Source organism: Cobetia sp. 1CM21F (assembly GCF_023161745.1).
Taxonomy (GTDB): Bacteria; Pseudomonadota; Gammaproteobacteria; order Pseudomonadales; family Halomonadaceae; genus Cobetia; species Cobetia amphilecti.
In genome coordinates this window covers 1-20335 of the sequence record NZ_JALNTQ010000009.1, presented here as the reverse complement: position 1 = coordinate 20335, position 20335 = coordinate 1, and the positions used below count along the sequence as shown (strand labels likewise).

Here is a 20335-nt window from a genome sequence, read left to right as displayed (position 1 = left end):
CCCTTCGCCAACCTCAGCCTTTCTGCAGTCGCTCATCCATCTGCTGCAGCGCCTTCTCCAGCTGCACGCGCGTGGTACCGTAGTTCAAGCGCACGAAGCCCGGCCAGCCGAAGTCTGCGCCATCCGACAGCGCGACATCGCATTCCTCGAGCAGGGTCTGCTGAGGAGACTCCCCGAGCCCTGCCTTGCGCATATCCAGCCAGGCCAGATAGGTGGCCTGCGGGCGCGACATGCTGACGCCGTCCCAACGTGCCACATGGCTTTCCAGCAGATCGAGGTTGTCACGCAACACGCCCAGCAACTCCTGACGCCACGGTTCGCCCTCGCGCCACGCCGCTTCGGTCGCGGCCATGCCCAGCACATTGGTATCGGGCATCAAGCCATTGGCGGCGCCGGTGAAGCGTGCACGCAGCTTGGGGTCGGTGATCACCGCACAGGCGAACGTAAGCCCGGCAGTGTTGAAGGTCTTGGAGGGCGCCCACAGGGTCACGCAGCGCGCCGCCAGTCGCTCGCTCAGGCTGGCCAGCGGAATATGGCGGGCCGTCGGGTCCACCACCAGATCCGCATGCAGCTCATCGGAGACCACCAGCAGATCGTGACGCTCGACCAGCTCCGCCAGCGCCTCGAGCTCTTCCTCGCGCCAGACGCGGCCGGTAGGATTGTGCGGGTGGCACCATAGCAGCAGCTCGGTCTCGGGCGTGATGGCCGCTTCCAGGGCCTCCAGATCCAGACGCCAGGGGCCGCCTTGCGTCTCGGGCTCTGCCAGCGGCGCCATCTGCGCCAGTCGCCCGGTCTTCTGGGCCACCTTGAGGAAGGGCGGGTAGATCGGGGTCGTCGTGACCACGCCCGCGCCGGGAGAGGTCAATGCCAGACTGGCCAGGTGCAAGGCCGGCACCACGCCCGGCAGCCAGACGATGGCGTCACGCGGCACCTCCCAGCCATAATGCTCGCGACTCCAGTCACACAGGCTGTCATCGAGGCCTTCCGACGGCTTGGCATAGCCGTAGACCGGGTGCGCCACTCGCTCGGCCAGCGCTCGCGTCACGGCGGGCGGGGCGCTGAAGTCCATGTCGGCGATCCAGAGGGGCATGACGTCCGAGGCGTAGCGATCCCACTTCTGGGAAGGATACTGGCGTCGATCGAGCGGGGTGATGAAATCGAATGGCAAGATGGAGTCTCCCTGTGGCGGGCAAATTTGGCAGGCAACGCGAGCAGTGCTCTCGACTCACGCCGCCCTCGGGCGGCGAGAAGAATACCTGTGGACCAACTACAGCATAAGGCTTTGTGCATGTCTGAAGACACCTTTTACCCACAGGCCCAGCGCGGGCTGCCCGGTCTGTTGCGTGCCTGGCTGACCCATGGCCGCGGCGACAGTGAGCGCCTCGCCGTGCTGCTGGCCGATACCGCGCGCGTCGCAAGTCTTGGCCAGCCCGCCAGCAATCCCGATGGCGAGACGCTGGAGCAGTGGGCCGCAGAGGGCGGTGCGCCGCTGTGGGCACCCAAGGCAGCGCTGTTCCTGTTGATGCAGATGCCGGCACGCCCGGTGCCGCAGGGCCCGGATGACGCCTGCGCCTGGGCCTATTGCTGGTTGCGCATGCGCGAACACGACAGTCCCACGGCCGCCCTGATGGCACTGCCGGAACACCTGCGTCAGCCGCTGGCCTGGCCCATCGAAGCCGCCTGGCAAGACCTGACGCACCAGCGGCTGATCTAGCCGCGTCGATTTTGAACACTCACAGCGCTGTTGGTGAGCAGCGCTGCGTTTTTCTCTACTCTCCTCTGCTCTCCTTCCTCACCTCACCTCCTCTCCTCTGCTCTCCTCCCTCACCGCCATCTCCTCCCTACCTCTGCTTTCCCTCTCTTGCCCGCTCTATTCTCTTGTCCGCTCCCACTCCCCCCCCTGCCACTGATGGCGATTCTGGTGGTGACCCTGCTGGCGCCCTCAAAGGACAGCTCGTCCTGCTCTCGGCATTGCTGACAGCCATAGGTAGCAGTTTTCTCAGCGAATATCGTCACCCCCGGCTAATGGCGTAGCGGAAACCTGAGGCTCGTCAACGCGTAATTGACGCTATTTCGTTTAATCATCGTTTTGTGAAGCGATACACCCGAAGGGATTTCTTGTGTGAGCGAGGAGTAAAGTTCTTTCAACCGCAACGAAACGGTAATTCAACAAGAATCCGCTGGCGCGACACGACGACCAGCAAGCTTCAGGAGAAGCTCCATGACCACCTCCCTGATTGTCGGACTGGATGGAACCCCGGGCGGCGACAGTGCCATTGCCTATGCCAAGCGCGTCGCCTCTCTGGTGGGCGCGGAAACCAGGATCATTCTCTGCTACGTGGTCGAATGGTCGCCCTACAGCTTCAACACGCCGGAAGAGAACGCCCAGCGTGCCAGCCGCCGTGAGAACGAGATCAAGCTGGCCCGCGAGCGTGTGCTGTCTCCTGCCATCAGCGAGCTGGAAAAGGAGGGCTATCAGGTCGAGGGCCGTGTCCGCCACGGTGATGCCGCCGAGATCCTCAGCCTGCTGGCGCGTGAAGTGAATGCCGAGCAGATCATCGTCGGCCGCAAGGGGGAAAGCGTGCGCTCACGCATCTTCGGCAGCGTCACCGCCCATCTGATTCAAGAGGCCTCGGTGCCCGTCACCATCGTTCCCTGAGACAGGCGCCTCCCGCACCCGCCGCCTGCAGAGATTCGCACCAGACAATAACGACAATTCGCTTTTCGAGGTTACCTCTCATGAGTCGATTCCGCTCCCTGGCCCCCTGGGCTGCCGCGATGGCAGCCCTCATGGCCGCAAGCTCTGCCCATGCCGAAGGCATGGACCAGGCCATCAGTGACATCGTCGGACCGATCGTCAATCCGATCGTCTCGACCATCTTCTATTCCGTGCCGGTGGCCGGCACCCAGTTCCCGCTGATCGTCGGCTGGCTGATCATCGCGGCCATCATCTTCACGCTCTATTTCGGCTTCGTGCAGTTCCGCCTGTTCGGCCATGCCATCCGTCTGGTCAAGGGCGACTACACCGACCCGAAGGATGAAGGCGAGGTATCCCACTTCCAGGCATTGGCCACGGCGCTGTCCGGCACGGTCGGCCTTGGCAACATCGCCGGCGTCGCGGTCGCCGTCTCACTGGGCGGCCCGGGCGCGACCTTCTGGATGATTCTGGCCGGTCTGCTCGGCATGGCCTCCAAGTTCTGTGAATGTACGCTTGGCGTGAAGTACCGCAACGTCAATGCGGATGGCTCCATCTCCGGCGGCCCGATGTACTACCTGTCCAAGGGCTTCGCGGAAAACGGCAAGGCGGGTCTGGGCAAGATTCTGGCGATCTTCTTCGCCATCTGCGCCATCGGTGGCTCCATCGGCGGCGGCAACATGTTCCAGGCCAACCAGTCCTATCAGCAGGCCGTCAACGTCACCGGCGGTGATGCCAGCTTCCTGGTCGGCTACGGCTGGCTGTTCGGTCTCGTGATGGCCGCCATCGTCGGCATGGTCATCATCGGCGGCATCAAGTCCATCGCACGTGTCACCGAGAAGCTGGTGCCGATGATGGCTGTCATCTACGTGATCGCGGCACTCATCATCCTCGGCTTCAACTTCAGTGCGATTCCGGCCGCCTTCGGCGCCATCATCGAAGGTGCCTTCGCACCGGTCGCGGTCGGCGGCGGTATCGTCGGCGTGCTGATCCAGGGCTTCAAGCGTGCTGCCTTCTCCAATGAAGCCGGTATCGGCTCCGCGGCCATCGCCCACTCTGCCGTCAAGACTTCCCAGCCGGCGACCGAAGGGATCGTCGCCCTGCTCGAACCGTTCATCGATACCGTCGTCATCTGCACCATGACCGCGCTGGTCATCGTCATCACCGGCGCCTACCAGGTCGAAGGCCTCGGCGGCGTCCAGCTGACCTCCTACGCCTTCGAGACCGCCTTCCCGTGGTTCCCGTATGTGCTGGCCCTGGCGGTGCTGATGTTCGCCTTCTCCACCATGCTGTCCTGGTCCTACTACGGCCTGAAGGCCTGGACCTACCTGTTCGGTGAGAGCAAGGGCTCCGAGATCGTCTACAAGCTGATCTTCCTCGCCTTCGTGGTCATCGGTTCCTCCATGAGCCTCGGCCCGGTCATCGACTTCTCCGACGCCATGATCTTCGCCATGTCCATCGCCAACATCATCGGCCTCTACTACCTGATGCCGGTCGTGAAGCGTGAGCTGGCCCAGTACATGGCCAAGCTGAAGTCCGGCGAGATCGCACCGGTCGACAAGGAGGCCAAGCGCCAGAACGCGTGATACCCCATCGCGCCCAGGCGGGCCTGACACAGCCGTCAGCCGCCGCATGACCCAAGCCCCTGCCCATCGGCAGGGGCTTTTTCGTTGTCGATCATGCAATTCCGTGCATTGGACGGCTGAAACCACCCAAGTCGGATTGCCGCAACGCAGCGCAATGGGTAGGGTGTGGCGCTCACTGGCCACACTGGCCGGAACCCGTATCAACGAGGACGTCTCATGCTCGCTTCCATGCATGCCATGGTGCTGCGCAATCCCGGCCCGGATGCCGACTTCGTGGCGACCGAATGCCCGCTGCCCACTCCCGGCCCCGGCCAGGTGCGCATTCGCGTCGCTGCCTCCAGCGTCAATCCACTGGATCTCAAGCTGGCCAGCGGCCAGGTGCCTCTTTTGCCACCAGCGCCCTGCGTGCTGCACGGCGACGTGGCCGGTGTGATCGATGCCGTCGGTGATGATGTGCTGGCCTTCTCGCCCGGCGACGAGGTGCTCGGCTTTGCCGGCGGCGTCGCCGCTCATCCGGGCGCGCTGGCGGATTACATGCTCGCCGACGAGCGCCTGATCACCCGCAAGCCGCGCCGCCTGAGCTTCATGGAAGCCGCCGCGTTGCCGGCAGTGTTCATCACCGCCTGGCAGGCACTGGTGGAGCGTGGCCAGCTGGAAGCGGGACAACGCGTGCTGATCCACGGCGGCGCCGGTGGCGTCGGCCATGTGGCATTGCAGATCGCCCGTTGCATCGGCGCGGAAGTCGCCACCACGGTGTCCAGCGATGACAAGGCCCGGGCGGCACGCGACTGCGGCGCGGACCACGTCATTCGCTACCGCGAGGAAGCCGTGGCCGATTACGTGGCCCGGCTGACGGGTGGCGAGGGCTTCGATCTGGTCTTCGATTGCGTCGGTGGCGACAACCTGGCCGCCAGCTTCGCCGCCAGCAAGCTGGGCGGACGCATCGTGACCATCAATGCGCGCACCACGGTGGATCTCTCGCCGCTGCACGCTGGCAGCCGCAGCCTGGAAGTGCTGTCGATCCTGCTGCCGCTGACCGCTGGCATCGGGCATGAGCAGCAGCGCCAGGCACTGGGCAAGCTGGTGGAGCTGGTCGAGGAAGGCGAATTCAAGGTGCGCCTCGATGAGCGCCAGTTCGACTTCAGCGAGGTCGCCGAGGCCCATCGTCATCAGGCCTCCGGCAAGGCGGTGGGCAAGATCTCGCTGGTGCGTCGTCAGTTCTGGGACGCCGCCCAATGAGCGCAGCGCTTCAGGGTGAGCTGGGCCTGCAACTGCTCAAGCTGCTGATCTCGGTGGCGGTGGTGATCGGGCTGTCATTGATCGCGGAGCGCCTCTCGACGCGCATGGCCGGGCTGCTGTCCGGCTACCCGCTCGGCACGGCCATCACGCTGGGCTTCATCGGCGTTGAGATCTCCCCCGAGTTCGCCGGCCAGAGCGCCGTCTACACTCTGGCAGGCTTCTCCTCGACGCTGGCGCTGGGGGTCGGCTACTGGCTATGCGGGCGCGCACAGGGACTGCGCGGCGTCATCAACGGCACCCTGGGCGGCCTGCTGGGTTGGCTGCTCGCCAGTCTGGTGCTGGCGCAGTTCGAGTTCACGCGCGTCAGCGGCGTGATCGTGACGCTGATCGCCATCGTGCTGTGCATGCGCCTCTATCGCGGCGTACCGGAGAGCACGGCGCGCAAGTCGCCCTTCTCCTGGGTCTCGCTGCTGGCGCGCGCCGGACTGGCCGCCGGCATCGTGTTCGGCATCACCGCGCTGGCCCACCTGCTGCCGCCCTCGTGGGCAGGCCTGGTGGCGGCATTCCCGGTCACCATGTACCCGCTGCTGGTGATTCTGCATCTCACCCAGGGACCAGTGGCCGTCGCGACCGTCATCAAGCACTACCCGGCCGGCCTTGGCTCGCTGCTGTGCTATGCGCTGGTGGTCTCGCTCAGCTACCCCGGCATGGGGGTCGGCCTGGGCACCCTGCTCGGCTTCATCGTGGCGACGGCGTGGCTGGGCGTGTTCACGCCGTTGCAACGTCGACTGGCCTCACGACGTACAGCCAGCGCCTGAGCTTCCTGATAGGCTGAAATGCCGCATGGATGCCCAGGAGCGATGACATGTACTTCAAGACGCTGGAACCGGCCTTCTACGACACCGATGCCCTCGGGCACGTCAACAACACGCGCCTGCCGGCCTGGTTCGAGTGGGCGCGCAATGACCTGTTCCGCGTCTTCGTGCCGGACCTCGACCCGCGCAAGTGGCCGCTGATCATGGCGCGCATCGAGGTCGACTTCCTCGCCGAGCTGCAATATGGCCAGCCGGTGGAGATTCGCACCTGGCTGTCGCGTCTCGGCGGCAGCTCCTTCACCGTGACCCAGGAAGCGTGGCAAAGCGGCGTCTGCGGCGCGCGTGGCCACTGCGTGCTGGTGCAGTTCGATCATCATGCCAAGCAGTCGCTGCCCATCGAGGGCGAGCTGCGCGCGACCCTGGTCAGCCATGTACACGAACACACCGACAGCGCCGAACTGGATGTCCCGGCCCTGCGCGAGGCCGCCCGGGCACTCGGGACGCACAGCGCAGCCTCCGAGGGGAGCGTGCCGGCATGACACCCGCGCTCAAGCTGCTCAAGGGCAAGCCACACCGCACACTCGAATATGCCCACGACCCGCGCGCTCCCGCCTACGGGGAAGAGGCCGCCCGCACGTTGGGGCTTGAGCCCGCCCAGGTCTTCAAGACCCTCGTCTGCCAGCTGGAAGGCGGCAATGCACGTCAGCCGCTGGTGGTCGCCGTGGTGCCGGTCAGCGGTACGCTCGACCTCAAGGCACTGGCACGCGCCTGCGGGGCACGCAAGGCGGCGCTGGCCGCGCATGAGGCCGCCGAGCGTGCCACCGGCTATGTGGTCGGCGGCATCAGTCCGCTGGGTCAGAAGAAGCGCCTGCCACTGTGGGTCGATGACAGCGCCGCGACACAGGCGGAAATCTTCATCAGCGGCGGCCGTCGTGGACTGGAGATAGCGCTCGCCCCCGCGTTACTGTGTGAGCTGGGCAATGGCCAGTTCGCCCCGCTGGCCCGTGACGACTGATGGCCACGGGCCAGGCATTCCAGCACAGGCACTTCATGGCAGCCCCTGCATGATGGACTCTCCATGACGGCTCTCCACGACGAGCACCCGCCATAGCACCGCGTCAGCGAGGAGGCCCGATGGGCATTCGCTACAGCAAGTGGATCTACCCGGACATGACCGAGCTGCATGCGCAGGTCGAGGCGGCGCTGGAACACTGGTTCAGTGAGCGCTTCGCCGACTACCCGCACATCAGCTTGCCGGGCCTTGACCCCTACGATTATGATGGCTGGTTCAATCGTCTGGCCCCGGAGTTGATGGCGCGCGGCAGTGACTACTGCGAGCGCGAGTGGCATGGCTATGTGCCGAGCCCCCAGCAGCTCAACCAGGCTTTCTTCCGGGCCGTATCCCGGTCCAACAAGTGTGTGCTGGAGCCTGACCGCAAGCATGGTGATCCTGACCAATCATAGTCCCGACGCGCGGGAGCTCGAGATCATCGAGCGCCAGCTCGGGCGCAAGCCGCGCGGCATCCAGGCCGTGGCCGCCACCGATGGCGAGGGCACTCCGCTGGTGCTGCGCATGCATTCGCTGGTGGACGGCAAGCCCTTCCCGACCCTCTACTGGCTGTGCGATGAACGCCTCAAGATCTCGCTGTCACGCATCGAGGCCGAAGGCGTCATCAAGGGGCTGGAAGAACGCCTCAAGACCGACGAGGAACTGCTGGCGCGCTACCGTGCCAGCCATGAGGCCTATGTCGCCGAACGCTGGAGCTTCATGAGCGAGGCCGAGCGCAACGCCATCGAGTCCCAGGGCTTCGCCGACCTGATGCGTGAACGTGGCGTCGGCGGCATCCGTGACTGGAATCAGGTGCGCTGCCTGCACACCCAGTACGCCCAGCATCTCGCCTACGCCGAGGGCAACGCCATCGGTCACTGGGTCGATGCCCATTACGACGTGCTGTCCGAGCTGCCCTGAGCCCTGACGACGATCGAGCCGATGCCGTCGGCTTGAATGCAGAAGACGAAGAAGCCCGCCAATTGGCGGGCTTCTTGCGTCGTGATGAACGTCAGGTCTACAGCGAGTGCGCGAAGACCAGCGCGATGCACAGCGGGCAGATCAGGCGCACGTACCACGGCCAGATCTTCCAGAACAGGCTGGACTCGATGTCTGGCGCCCCGCTCTGGATCTCCTTGAGCAGCGCATGGCGCGACATCGCCCAGCCGACCAGCAGGCACATCACCAGCGCGACCAGCGGCTGGCTGTACTGGGTGGTCAACATGATCACCAGGCCGAACAGTGCCCCGAAGTTGGCGGCGATGGTCAGGCTGATGGCCATGATGGCGGCACCGACGGCCAGAGTGGCGGCACGCCGACCCAGCCAGCCACGTTCGACCACGAAGGATACCGGCACTTCCAGCATCGAGATGGAAGAGGTGATGCCCGCCACGCTCATCAGCGCGAAGAACGCCACCATCAGGATGTCACCTGCGCCGCCCATCTGACCGAACAGTGCCGGCAGCGTGTCGAACAGCAGGGTGTCCGAGCTCTTGAGCAGGCCATCGGCATCGAAGATCTCGACGCCCAGATGACGCGCGGCGTACATGGCCGGAATCACCAGCAGGCCGGCGAGGAAGGCGATGCCGACATCGATCAGCGTCACCAGTACGCCCAGACGCGGCAGGTTCTGCTCCGGCCCCAGATAGGAGCCGTAGATCAGCATCGCGCCCACGCCGAGAGACAGCGAGAAGAACGCCTGGCCCATCGCGCTCAGCATCAGGTCGGCATCGAAGATGCGATCCCACTGCGGCGTCAGATAGACACTCAGGCCTTCATCGGCGCCCGGCAGGGTCAGCACGTAGCCGATCAGCCCGACCAGCAGCATCAGCAACAGCGGCATCAGACGCGTGGACCACTTCTCGATCCCGCCGCGCACGCCGCCGACCACGATCGCCATCGTCAACGCGAGGAAGACCGCCGTCAGCGAGACATTGCGCGTGAAGTCGAAGGTGGTCAGCCAGCTGGCGGCGGAGCTCATGCCCAGCGCCTCGCTGACCGGCGCGGCGGTATAGCCCAGCAGCCAGCCCGCGACGATGGCATAGAAGGCCAGAATCAGGCTGGCGGTCAGCATGCCCGCCCAGCCCGCCAGCGCGCCGAAGCGCTTGGTGATGCCTCGACCGAGACTCATGCTGGTGACGATGTTGGCCTGACCATGGCGGCCGATGACAAGCTCAGCCATCAAGGCCGGCCATGCCAGCAGGAAGGCCAGCACCAGATACATCACCACGAAGGCCCCGCCTCCGTTGTTGGCCGTCTGGGACGGGAAGCCCCATACGTTGCCAAGTCCTACTGCCGAACCAGCGGCGGCCATCAAGAAGCCCAGCCGACTGGCAAAGCGTCCGCGCACCTGCGCCATCTGCCTCTCCTGCCTTGTTGTTCCGCGTCCGTCGAAGACGACGCCGCGATGAGTTGGGGTGCATCCCGATGCAAGCTCACGGGGCGCCAGCGCCCGCCAGCCGTCGCCTGCGGGGGCGGCAAGGGTAGCAGAGCAGGCCCGCGAATGCAGGCGACAACGCCGATAGTCAGCACGTACCCGCGTTGGCCACGGGGCAATGCCGAGTTCCTCACCGGCGTCATAGCGTCGCCGCACAACTCGCGTAGGATAGGAAGGACATGACATCAAGGCACGGCAGCCAGCAGTGAGCGCCGCCGAGAAACATTCAGGAGAGCAACATGCATCGCATCTGTGTCTATCTGGGCTCCCGCGAGGGCGTCTCCCCACAGCACCGCCAACTGGCCGAAGCCCTGGGCACGGCCATCGCCGAGCGCGGCTGGGGACTGGTCTACGGCGGCGCGCGCGCCGGGCTGATGGGGGCCTTGGCAGATGCCGCGCTGGCAGCAGGCGGTGAGGTGATCGGCGTGATCCCCCAGGCACTGGTACGCAACGAGAAGGCGCATACCGGTCTGACGCGCTTGATCGAGGTGGCGGACATGCATGAGCGCAAGGCGCAGATGGCCGCACTGGCGGATGCCTTCGTGACCCTGCCCGGCGGGATTGGCACCCTGGAGGAATTGTTCGAGACCTGGACCTGGCAGTACCTGCGCTTTCACGCCAAGCCGATCGCCGTCCTCGACAGTGACGGCTTCTTCGCGCCCCTGCTCGAGTTTCTGGACCGCACCGTCGAGGCGGGCTTCCTCGATGCAGACACTCGCACGCGCCTGATCAGTGAGCGCGAGATCGCGCCCCTGCTGAAGCGTCTGGCGCCCGAAACGTAAGGCATGAGACGTAAGACCTGAGACCTGACAGGCTGTCGCGTCACTCCCCATCAAGCGCATGACGCCAGCGCCATGGGGAGTGACGATGCGAGCGCGCCGCCTCAGTTCAGCGCCGTCTCGCCAAAGGCCTCAACGGCATCCTCCGAGGCAGCCTGCTGCTGAACGGGTTTGCCGATATAGCGCGCCCGCTTGCTGGCGGTGACCTGCTCGACATCGACCATCACCAGGCCGTCGATGCAGTAACCGAAATCGGCGTCGACACTGAAATCGAGGAAGCGGGTGCCACCGGGCTCGGTGACCTCGGCGTACTGCTTGTAGAGCGTCGGCACCGTCACGCCCATTGCATCCAGCTGGGCACGCAGGCGGCGGAAATCGCCATCGGCGTCCTGACCATCGAACAGGCGCTCCGCTTCATGGGCGGCGCTGCCCGGCACGCTCTGGGCGACCGGTGCCCGTGCGCGCGCCAGCCCCTCATCATCCCCGTAATAGTGACGGTAGTAGCTGACGATCAGTGCCCTGGCGGCCTCCGGATAGCTGTTGGAGAGCGTGACCGGGCCGAACAGCCAGCGAATCTCGGGATGACAGCGCAGATAGGCGCCCAGCCCCTGCCACAGGTAATCGAGGCTGCGCCGCCCCCAGTAGCGCGGCTGCACGAAGCTGCGCCCCAGCTCCAGACCGTCCTGCATGCGCTCGAACATCTCCGGCGTGAAGCGGAACAGGGTCGGGCTGTAGAGCCCCTTCTCGCCATGTGCCGCCATGATCTTGCGTACCTCTCCGATGCGATAGGCACCGGCGATCTCGAGATCGGCGTCATCCCACAGCACCAGATGCCGGTAGTGGGCGTCATAGCGATCGATGTCGCGCCGCTCACCGGTGCCCTCGCCGACCCGCCGGAAACTGATCTCACGCAGCCGCCCGATCTCGCGCATCACGCTGGAGCCGGGGAAGGCATCGAACAGATAGATCTTCTTGCCGTCGCGGGTCTCGCCCAGCAGTTCACAGGGCGTCAGTTCCTCACGCAGCGCCTGGCGCTCCTCGGGATGGCCGATGGCCTTCTCGGTCACGAACAGGCCACGCTTGCCGCGCCCGATGCGATACAGGTGCTTGCGCAGCAGACGCGTCTTGGCGTTGGTATTGAGGGCATCACTATCGAGGCGCTCCAGCGGGATCAGCTCGCCGATGCGCAGCTTGAGCTGCCGCTCGCGTTGGCGAAACATCTCATGGGCCAGCAGGGGCGTGCCGAAGCTGCGGTTGATCGACGACAGCGCATAGAAGAGCGTCGAGTTGCGCCCGCTGACATGGATAGGCAGCACCGGCGCATTGGTCTTGCGCGCGAAATGCAGGAAGCCCGACAGCCACTTGCCGTCGCGTGGCCCGGTCGGGCCTGCACGCGAGACCTCGCCGGCCGGGAAGATGATCACGGCCTCTTCATTCATCAGCGCATCGCAGATCTGACCACTGCTCTTGCGATAGCCACGACGACTGAGGTTGTCCAGCGGCAGCAGCAAGGGTGCCAGCGGCTCGACCTTCATCAGGATGTCATTGGCGACGATCTTGACGTCGCGGCGCACCTCGCCGACCAGCTTGAGCAGCGCGAGGCCGTCCAGTGATCCCAGCGGATGGTTGGCGACGATGACGACACGCCCGTAGGCCGGAATGTTCTCGCGCTCCCGCGAGGACACCGAGTAGCCGAAGGAGAAGTGATCGAGCACGCGGTCAATGAAGTCGAAGCCGCGCTGGTCCGAGTTCTCGCCGAGGAAGGCATTGATCTCGCCCTCATGCACCAGGCGCCGCAGCATGGCCAGAGCTGGCCGCCGGATCAGCGGGTGACGTTTGGCAAAGGCAGGATACTTGGCAGCGATGACGCGGGCAGTATCGATCATGCTCTCTCCTTGGCCGCACGGAGTGCGGAACGCGATGTCTGGATCATGGGGCTTGATATCACGTCAGGTTCGCGCCACTTCATGACAGATGCGTCACAGTCCCCGTACAGTGAGATGACAGTCGCCCACGTGATCCGCGGCCGATGCGCCCCGGCACGAAGATCATCCGCGTACGAACAGGCAGCACGACTGCCACGCCAAGGAGAGAGCGAATGTTTGCGATAGCCGTCGAGAATGAATCACTGGTCTGGCAGGAAACCGAGGCCCCGCACGGGATCGCCTCGGACGAGGTGCGTATCGAGGTGGCCTGGGCCGGCGTCAACCGCGCCGACCTGATGCAGCGTGCCGGCCAATATCCGCCACCCGAAGGCGCCAGTCAGATCCTGGGACTTGAGGTCAGTGGCACCATTCGTGAAGTTGGCCGCCACGTCGAGCGCTTCAAGGTCGGTGATCCGGTCTGTGCGCTGCTGTCCGGTGGCGGCTATGCCGAGGAGGTGGTCGTCAACGCCCTGCAGGTGTTGCCGGTGCCGGAGGGCTATAGCCTGCGAGACGCCGCCGCGCTGCCGGAGATGTTCGCTACCGCCTGGCTGAACCTGTTCATCGAGGGCAACCTCAAGCACAAGGAGCGCGTACTGCTGCACGCTGGTGCCAGCGGCATCGGCACCACCGCCATCCAGCTGTGCGGGCTGTTCGGGCATCCGTGCTTCGTGACCGTCGGTAGCCAGGAAAAGCTGGAGACCTGCCTGCGCCTCGGCGCGGATGCCGGCTGGAACCGCCACGATGGCAGCTTCGTCGAGGCCGTGAACGACTGGGGCGGCGCCGACATGATTCTCGACCCGGTAGGCGGCGGCTATCTGGCCGACAATCAGCAGGTGCTGAAACAGGATGGCCGCATGGTATTGATCGGCCTGATGGGTGGGCGCATGGATGAGCTGGATCTGGGTCGCATGCTGATGAAGCGTCAGCGCCTGATCGGCTCGACCCTGCGTTCGCGCTCCCCCGATGGCAAGGGCATGGTGCTGGATGCGCTCTACGTGCATGTGTGGCCACGCCTGGCGCGGGGTGAGCTGCGCCCGCATATCGACAAGAGCTGGCCGATCCAGGAAGCCGATGCCGCGCATGCCTATGTGCAGGACAACGCCAGCACCGGCAAGGTGTTGCTGGCGGTGACGGGCGCCTGAGCCTCATCATGACGCTGATGACATCAGCAGCATGAAAAAAAACGACAGCATGAAAAAAACGGCAGCCCAGTGGGCTGCCGTTTTTTGGCTTTATTGGCGCTATCTCGTGCTCGCTGCTCCGCCTGACAACATCTGACCTGACAACACCCGGCCTGACGTCAGTGTCGCTCATGCCTCCCGCCGTAGACCCCACGGCACCTGGCAGAGGCTTATTCGCTGCGCCCGATCGACTGGGCTTTCTGCCAGGTGAGTTGCAGCAGACGGGCGTCATCTCCGGCGCGATGGCGCTGGATGCCACCCTCGGCGATCACCGCTTCCTTGAGCTCTGCCCAGCAATTCAGCTGCTCCTCATCGAGCAGCCGTCTGAGCGCCTCGAGACGAAAGCGCGGCAGCATGCCGGCATGATAGAACAGCAGCGAGAGCCAGGTATTGTCGTAGCCCCAGCTGTCGCTATAGGCGATTCCCGCCTCACCCAGCTCATCATTGACCCACTGCGCCACCTCACGCACTGGCCGCCCTTCGCGTGCCAGCCGTGCCCGTGAGATGCCGTGCAACAGCTCCGCCTTCGGGTCCCAATGCACCCACTCATCAAGAGGCTGTATCAGGAAGGCGCAACTGCTGCCGTCGGCACGCGCCAGCCCGATCTCGATCGGATAGCTACCACGGCCAAAGCCGGAGGCTTCAATATCGAGCAGAATAGGCAGCGTCACACGAATCTCCCAAGGTATCTCAGGCAGACAGGGCCCGGGCGAGAAGAGGTTGAATGTCCTCAGGTTACGGGAATTGCCCCCTGCTTGGCGAGTCCTGAGCGCGACGCTGTCAACGCAGGCATCAGGTCGATCTGCTCCATCACGCTGGCATCACGTTCAAGAGACGCGCATGAGAGGGCCAGAGACGACAACGCCCTCACGAAGAGGGCGTTGTCAGTGGCAGCGAGGGCAGCACATCAGCTGGTACATCCGATCAGTACATCAGCTCAGTGCAGGTCTGCCTCGCCACCCGTGCGGGCGTGGGCTTCCCACTGCTCGGCCTTGTGCGGGCAGACCGCCAGACCGAGGGAGCCTTCACGATAGGCACGCGCCAGGCGCTGGGCCGCGAGAGCATGGCGGCACTCGGCGGCACGCGCGTACCAGGTCACGGCCTTGGCCGGATCGCTCTGATACTGGGCACAGCCATACTCATAGATACGCGCCGCCTGATACTGGGCATGCACGTCGCCGGCCTGCGCGGCCTTGATGACGAAACGCGCGCCCTTGGCCTTTTCCTGAGCGGAGTTGCCGCGCTGGAACAGCATGTGCCCGTACAATGACAACGCACCGGTGTGACCGGCATTGGCGCAGTGATTGAACAGACGCATGGTCAGACGATGCTTCTGCTGAGAGCCGGACAGCCAGGAGGCGTGGAACAGACGCTCCGCCAGGCGGTATTTCAGTCCAGTCATCAGGGTTGGGGCCTGCGGCATGACGAGTAACCTTGATACAGAATAAGAGGGGTGACGCCGTGTCCTGGCCCGATCCTGAGCCCGCGACGCTATTCTCCTTGCCAACACTGTCAGTTTGCCCTTGCGGGCGGCCTAGAAAGACTGCTCCCCTGACAGCGGGGCGCCAAGCATACTCGCGCAATCGGGGGGACTCAAGCCCGCCTTGTGGGTTTTTGTTACGCTGCTAATATGTGCGCCATCCTTGGGGTAAAGTACGCGCGCGAACCGCGCGCCACGCGCGTGCTGGAAGCACTCGTCCTGCCCGCTACATTGACACCTACCCGATAGGGGAATCCTGCATGCAACGTAGAGCTCTTGGCCGTACTGGCATCGACGTCAGTCTGCTATGCCTTGGCACCATGACCTTCGGCGAGCAGAACAGCGAAGCCGATGCCCACCAGCAGCTGGACCGTGCGCTCGACGCTGGCATCGACTTCATCGATACCGCCGAGATGTACCCGGTGCCCCCGAATGGCGAGACCCAGGGCCGTACCGAGGAATACATCGGCAGCTGGCTGGCGGCACGCGGCAATCGTGATCAGGTCAAGATCGCCACCAAGGTCACCGGCCCGGGCATGGATTACCTGCGCGGTGGTTCACGCCTGACGCGTGAGCAGATCATCTCCGCCTGTGACGACAACCTGCGTCGCCTGGGCACCGATTACATCGACCTCTATCAGCTGCATTGGCCGGACCGCAAGACCAACTTCTTCGGCAAGCTGGGCTACCAGCCGACCGAAGACGAAGACATGACGCCGCTGGAAGAAAGCCTGTCGGCACTCGGCGAGCTGGTCACCGCCGGCAAGATTCGCGCCGTCGGCCTGTCCAATGAGACGCCGTGGGGCGTGATGCAGTGCCTGAATCTGGCCGAGCGCCTGAACCTGCCGCGCGTGGCCAGCGTCCAGAACCCGTACAACCTGGTCAATCGCAGCTTCGAAGTGGGCCTGGCCGAGTTCGCGCACCGCGAAGATGTCGGCCTGCTGGCCTACTCGCCGCTGGCCTTCGGCACCCTGTCCGGCAAGTATCTGGACGGCGCCCGTCCGGAAGGCGCTCGCCTGACGCTGTTCGAGCGCTTCCAGCGCTACAACGCCGAGCCGGCTCAGCACGTCATCGCCTGCTACGTGGACATCGCGCGTCGTCACGGCCTGAACCCGGCCCAGATGGCCCTCGCCTTCGTCAACACTCGCCCGTTCCTGACCAGCAACATCATCGGTGCCACGACGATGACCCAGCTGGAAAGCAACATCAAAAGCCTCGAGGTGGAGCTGAGCGAGGAAGTACTGGCCGAGATCGAGATGATCCACAACACCGCACCCAACCCGTGCCCCTGAATCGCCTCTGACCCGTAGCGGATACACAACCCCGACAGGCCGGTCATCATGACCGGCCTGCTCGTGACCAAGGACCCCTCATGAATCCCGCTGAATTGAGCATGATCCTCATGGCTGTCGCCGCCGGTGCCATGATGCCGATTCAAGCTGGCGTCAATTCCACGCTGGCCCTGCAGACCCACAGTTCGCTCATGGCTGCCATGGTCAGCTTCGTGGTCGGCTCGATCGCGCTGGTCGTCATCGTGCTGGCCATGCGCCTGCCCATGCCGGGCATCGGTGCCCTCAAGGCAGCCCCCTGGTGGAGCTGGACCGGCGGTCTGCTGGGCGCCTTCTTCGTCGCGGCCAGCGTGATACTGGTGCCCAAGCTGGGTGCTGCCACCATGATGGCCACCTTCCTGGCGGGGCAGCTGACGGCCTCGGTGGTGCTGGACCACTTCGGCTGGGCGACCTTCCCGCAGCATGATCTTTCGCTGGGGCGCGTGGCAGGCGTCTTGCTGCTGTTCGCGGGGGTCTTCCTGATCCGCCGCTATTGATGCCTCTGGCGTCACGCAGTGCAATCTATGGCCCCGATAGTCCTGGCGGACTCGGGGCCATCTCGTCTGCCTGATATACTGAGACCTTTCCCTGCCAGGAGGTCTACATGCTGAGTGTGATTTCGCCCGCCAAATCGCTGGATTTCGACAGCGCCCCCGTGACCTCCCGTCATAGCCAACCCGATTTTCTCGAGCAGGCTCAACCGCTGATCGACATCCTGCGCGAACAGTCGCCGCAGGACATCGCAAGCCTGATGAAGCTCTCCGACAAGCTGGCCGGCCTCAATGCCGCTCGCTTCCAGGAATGGCAGCCGCCCTTCACGCCAGATAATGCCAAACAGGCGGTGCTGGCCTTCCAGGGGGATGTCTATCAGGGCATGGCGGCGGATTCGTTCAGCGAGGAAGATTTTGAGCGCGCACAACACAAGCTGCGCATTCTCTCCGGCCTCTATGGGCTGCTGCGCCCGCTGGACCTCATCCAGCCGTACCGTCTCGAGATGGGCACGCGTCTGAGCAACCCGGCCGGCAAGGACCTCTACGCCTACTGGCGCAAGACGCTGACACCGGCACTGGAGCAGGCCGTCGAAGACAGCGGCACGCCGATACTGGTCAACCTGGCCTCCAATGAATACTTCAAGGCCATCGATGCCAAGGCGTTCCGCCACCGCATCGTGACGCCGGTCTTCAAGGACGAGAAGAATGGCCAGTCCAAGATCATCAGCTTCTACGCCAAGCGTGCACGCGGCCTGATGAGCGCCTGGATGCTCAAGCACGACATCGAGACAGCCGAAGACCTCAAGGACTTCGACGTGGCCGGTTATCGCTTCTCCAATGCCGCCTCTGAGGGCGATACGCTGGTCTTCACGCGCAGTGAGGCCGACGCGGCACGCGCCTGATACGTGACCGCCGGGTCACTTGACGCCTCATCCGCCCAGCCCCGGGAAAGTCAGATGTTCTGCGGCACGCGGTTTGAGGTAACGGCGATGAATATCGCCGAACAGGGCGTGATCTGCACATCCAAGCCATTCATACGCCACCATCTCGGCACTGACGATACTGGCGCCCGCGGCCTCGCAGCGGGCCACCCCCAGCGCCGCCTCCCGCGGGCGGCGACTGGCGACCCCATCGGCGACCAGCGCCACTCGATAGCCTGCGCCACACAGGGACAGCACGGTCTGCATCACACAGACGTGCGCCTCGGCACCACATACCACCAACTGGTCACAGCCACTCTGCTCCAATGCCTTGCGAAAGTCCTGCGCATCCAGCGCGCTGAAACTGCGCTTGGTAAAGCAGCGGGTGCGCTCGCTCAGTAGATGCGTCATCGGAGCACTTGCGCCCAACTTGTCGGGGCAGTGCTCGGTCAGCCAGACGGGAATTTCCAGCGCCTGGGCGATTCCGCCCAGCCAGATGGCACTGTTGATGGCCTCGGTTCCGCCACTCAGAACCGGCATCAGGCGAGCCTGGAAATCGATCAGCAACAACAATGATCGCCTCGCCATCAGGTGTTGAGACTTTTCGTCGTCCATTGGTCCTCCCACGACGATTCTAAGGCTAGAATGGAGCTTCCACTTACACGCTAGCGCATCCAAGGAGATCCCACATGCGCCATCTGTTCATCATGCTGATGGTCGGCTTGCTCGGCTTCGGTCTGAGCGTCGAACACGCAGAGGCCAAGCGCCTCGGCGGCGGCAAGAGTTTCGGTAGCTACTCACGATCCGCTGACAGCGGAAAATCCTCCAGCTCACTGTTTGGCAGCAACAAGGCCACCAACAGCAGCACCGCAGCGAAGTCCAAGCCCTCCAGCGGCCTGTCCAAGTTTGCCGGACCTCTGGCAGGCCTGCTGGCAGGCGGCCTGCTGGCATCGCTGTTCTTCGGCGGCGCCTTCGATGGTCTGCGCATGACAGACTTCCTGATCATCGCGGTGATCGCCTTCATCGCCTTCAAGTTCCTCAGCGCGCGCAAGAAGGCCGCCATGGCGAGCGGCGGGCCGGCAGGTAGTGGTGGTGGTTCCTCTACACGCCACGATGACCAGCCGCGCAATGTGCAGGCGCGTGAAGCGCATCAGGCGCAAGGCGAGTCGCTGGCTCCGGCCGGTGGTATCGGGGCAGGCCTGACAGGCGGTGCCCCGACCAGCGAACCGGCCTGGTTCGACAAGGAGCAGTTCCTCGGTGGCGCCAAGGAACACTTCATGACTCTGCAGCGCGCCTGGGACAACAATGACTTGCCGCGCATTCAGGAGTACGTCACGCCAGAGCTCTACAATCTGCTGCGTGAAGAGCGCGCTCAGCAACCGGCCAACAACCGTACCGAAATCGTGCGTCTGTTTGCTGAACTGGGCAGCGTGCAGGAGATTGGCAAGCAGGCGGAAGCGACGGTCCTGTTCCATGGCGTGCTGGATGAAAATGGCGAGCAGAACGAGTTCAACGAGACCTGGCACCTGGTCCGTGAGCTGCGTGATGGCGCCGACTGGCACATCCAGGGCATCGAGCAGAACAGCTAAACCGTTCCTTGCTCACTGACGTGACCTTCACTCCGTGAGGGCCACATCAGATGCCAAAGCGGCCGGATGATCACTCATCCGGCCGCTTTTTTGTGTCTCGCTGCAGATGACCTACCAGGGCTTTGCAACAGCTCGCCGAAGACCACAAAGGCATCGCCCGAATGACAGGCATAAAAAAACCGGCCACTGGGGAAGTGACCGGCGGATAGGCTGCTCGACTGCAAGGCAGGAGCGCCAGATCGCAAAAAGTCTGCTGATGGGATAGCACAGACAAGTTTCTAAGCAAGGGAACGTCGAAACTCACATACTCAGAGTCGCCGATTGGGCTTTAGTTCAGCCTGATCGTAAAAAACATGAGCAACACTGAGGTGCAGAACCCGCGACGCCTGATCAGCCTCCACCATCAGCCGGCTGTACTCAAGATGTCCGCAAGGCTTGCCTACTCCTGGAAACTCCTCGTGCTCGACAAGCCCTTGTGGATAATTCAGGTGCCATTCCCAGATTCCGGTTGTCCACAGGCGGCCCCCTGCACACCTCCCTTCCTCAGCAGGGCGCCTTGCACCCCCTATGCACTGCCACAGACAGCACCGCCACTGCAGCAAGGCGACAGGGGCGGTTCGGGACAAGTGCCTGACGAGCTTTTCATGACCGCCCTTGGTACAGGCCTCCCATGAGCTGGCCATCCGTGGACTTTCTGTGCGCCAATTTTTTGAGCACAAAGAGAACCGCCCCTGCAGCAAGGCTACAGGGGCGGTTCGGGATAAGTGCCTGACGATGACCTACTCTCACATGGAGAAACTCCACACTACCATCGGCGCTAAG

Annotated in this window: 20 protein-coding genes and 1 pseudogene; 15 read left to right on the top strand and 6 right to left on the bottom strand. The window is 64.1% G+C overall.

Annotated elements, in window-relative coordinates; all coding sequences use genetic code 11:
• Positions 1-13: 13 nt before the first annotated feature.
• Positions 14-1168, bottom strand: a complete 1155-nt coding sequence (locus tag MSG32_RS17650) for a PatB family C-S lyase (protein WP_248381063.1) — start codon at positions 1166-1168, stop codon at positions 14-16.
• A gap of 120 nt (positions 1169-1288) precedes the next feature.
• Here MSG32_RS17650 and MSG32_RS17645 point away from each other — a divergent pair, with 120 nt between their 5' ends.
• The 9 genes and pseudogenes from MSG32_RS17645 (at position 1289) to MSG32_RS17605 (ending at position 8304) form a co-directional block, all read left to right on the top strand.
• Entirely contained in the window at positions 1289-1714 is a 426-nt protein-coding gene (locus MSG32_RS17645; RefSeq protein ID WP_043336524.1) for a hypothetical protein, read from the top strand.
• Between the two features lie 507 nt (positions 1715-2221).
• Positions 2222-2659, top strand: coding sequence for a universal stress protein (locus MSG32_RS17640; RefSeq protein WP_107335871.1), 438 nt, complete (start codon positions 2222-2224; stop codon positions 2657-2659).
• Between the two features lie 131 nt (positions 2660-2790).
• Positions 2791-4281 carry an alanine/glycine:cation symporter family protein gene (locus MSG32_RS17635; protein WP_248381060.1) on the top strand — a complete coding sequence of 497 codons (1491 nt, stop codon included), beginning with the start codon at positions 2791-2793 and terminating at the stop codon, positions 4279-4281.
• A gap of 216 nt (positions 4282-4497) precedes the next feature.
• A complete protein-coding gene (locus MSG32_RS17630) occupies positions 4498-5520 on the top strand; it encodes a zinc-binding dehydrogenase (protein ID WP_205741744.1) in 1023 nt (340 codons plus the stop codon).
• On the top strand, positions 5517-6338 hold the full coding sequence (locus MSG32_RS17625) for a hypothetical protein (RefSeq protein WP_043336537.1): 822 nt from the start codon (positions 5517-5519) through the stop codon (positions 6336-6338). The genes MSG32_RS17630 and MSG32_RS17625 overlap by 4 nt, the downstream gene beginning before the upstream one ends.
• A 47-nt stretch (positions 6339-6385) precedes the next feature.
• Positions 6386-6784, top strand: a pseudogene (locus tag MSG32_RS17620) (thioesterase family protein); the annotation flags it as partial.
• 86 nt (positions 6785-6870) lie between these two features.
• The gene (locus MSG32_RS17615; protein WP_131432808.1) at positions 6871-7350 is read left to right on the top strand and encodes an aminoacyl-tRNA deacylase; all 480 of its coding nucleotides are present in this window, start codon (positions 6871-6873) and stop codon (positions 7348-7350) included.
• A 119-nt stretch (positions 7351-7469) separates the two neighbouring features.
• Positions 7470-7799, top strand: coding sequence for a hypothetical protein (locus MSG32_RS17610; protein ID WP_043336543.1), 330 nt, complete (start codon positions 7470-7472; stop codon positions 7797-7799).
• Positions 7777-8304, top strand: a complete 528-nt coding sequence (locus tag MSG32_RS17605; protein WP_215823562.1) for a DUF501 domain-containing protein — start codon at positions 7777-7779, stop codon at positions 8302-8304. Before MSG32_RS17610 ends, MSG32_RS17605 begins: the two co-directional genes overlap by 23 nt.
• A gap of 97 nt (positions 8305-8401) precedes the next feature.
• Here MSG32_RS17605 and MSG32_RS17600 read toward each other — a convergent pair whose 3' ends face one another.
• A complete protein-coding gene (locus MSG32_RS17600; RefSeq protein WP_043336549.1) occupies positions 8402-9742 on the bottom strand; it encodes a sodium-dependent transporter in 1341 nt (446 codons plus the stop codon).
• 317 nt (positions 9743-10059) lie between these two features.
• Here MSG32_RS17600 and MSG32_RS17595 point away from each other — a divergent pair, with 317 nt between their 5' ends.
• Complete coding sequence (locus tag MSG32_RS17595; RefSeq protein WP_248381057.1) at positions 10060-10602, top strand: TIGR00730 family Rossman fold protein; 543 nt, start codon at positions 10060-10062, stop codon at positions 10600-10602.
• A 101-nt stretch (positions 10603-10703) separates the two neighbouring features.
• On the opposite strand, the gene MSG32_RS17590 is transcribed toward MSG32_RS17595, so the two are convergent.
• A complete protein-coding gene (locus MSG32_RS17590; RefSeq protein ID WP_248381054.1) occupies positions 10704-12485 on the bottom strand; it encodes a lysophospholipid acyltransferase family protein in 1782 nt (593 codons plus the stop codon).
• A 212-nt stretch (positions 12486-12697) separates the two neighbouring features.
• Between MSG32_RS17590 and MSG32_RS17585 the strand changes: the two genes are divergently transcribed.
• A complete protein-coding gene (locus tag MSG32_RS17585; RefSeq protein ID WP_043336555.1) occupies positions 12698-13666 on the top strand; it encodes an NAD(P)H-quinone oxidoreductase in 969 nt (322 codons plus the stop codon).
• Positions 13667-13875: 209 nt separating this feature from the next.
• Here MSG32_RS17585 and MSG32_RS17580 read toward each other — a convergent pair whose 3' ends face one another.
• Complete coding sequence (locus MSG32_RS17580) at positions 13876-14382, bottom strand: hypothetical protein (RefSeq protein ID WP_107335865.1); 507 nt, start codon at positions 14380-14382, stop codon at positions 13876-13878.
• Between the two features lie 260 nt (positions 14383-14642).
• On the bottom strand, positions 14643-15128 hold the full coding sequence (locus MSG32_RS17575; protein WP_043336560.1) for a sel1 repeat family protein: 486 nt from the start codon (positions 15126-15128) through the stop codon (positions 14643-14645).
• A gap of 317 nt (positions 15129-15445) precedes the next feature.
• Here MSG32_RS17575 and MSG32_RS17570 point away from each other — a divergent pair, with 317 nt between their 5' ends.
• The 3 genes from MSG32_RS17570 to yaaA all read left to right on the top strand — a co-directional run bounded on the left by MSG32_RS17570 (position 15446) and on the right by yaaA (position 17906).
• Positions 15446-16477, top strand: coding sequence for an NADP(H)-dependent aldo-keto reductase (locus MSG32_RS17570; RefSeq protein WP_248381051.1), 1032 nt, complete (start codon positions 15446-15448; stop codon positions 16475-16477).
• An 80-nt stretch (positions 16478-16557) separates the two neighbouring features.
• Positions 16558-17010, top strand: a complete 453-nt coding sequence (locus tag MSG32_RS17565) for a DMT family transporter (protein ID WP_248381048.1) — start codon at positions 16558-16560, stop codon at positions 17008-17010.
• A 107-nt stretch (positions 17011-17117) separates the two neighbouring features.
• Positions 17118-17906, top strand: a complete 789-nt coding sequence (yaaA, locus tag MSG32_RS17560; protein WP_043336567.1) for a peroxide stress protein YaaA — start codon at positions 17118-17120, stop codon at positions 17904-17906.
• A gap of 27 nt (positions 17907-17933) precedes the next feature.
• Here the strand turns inward: yaaA and MSG32_RS17555 are convergent, their stop codons facing one another.
• Positions 17934-18539 carry an isochorismatase family protein gene (locus MSG32_RS17555; RefSeq protein WP_225347378.1) on the bottom strand — a complete coding sequence of 202 codons (606 nt, stop codon included), beginning with the start codon at positions 18537-18539 and terminating at the stop codon, positions 17934-17936.
• A gap of 74 nt (positions 18540-18613) precedes the next feature.
• Between MSG32_RS17555 and MSG32_RS17550 the strand changes: the two genes are divergently transcribed.
• The gene (locus tag MSG32_RS17550; protein WP_225347379.1) at positions 18614-19513 is read left to right on the top strand and encodes a Tim44-like domain-containing protein; all 900 of its coding nucleotides are present in this window, start codon (positions 18614-18616) and stop codon (positions 19511-19513) included.
• Positions 19514-20335 lie beyond the last annotated feature (822 nt).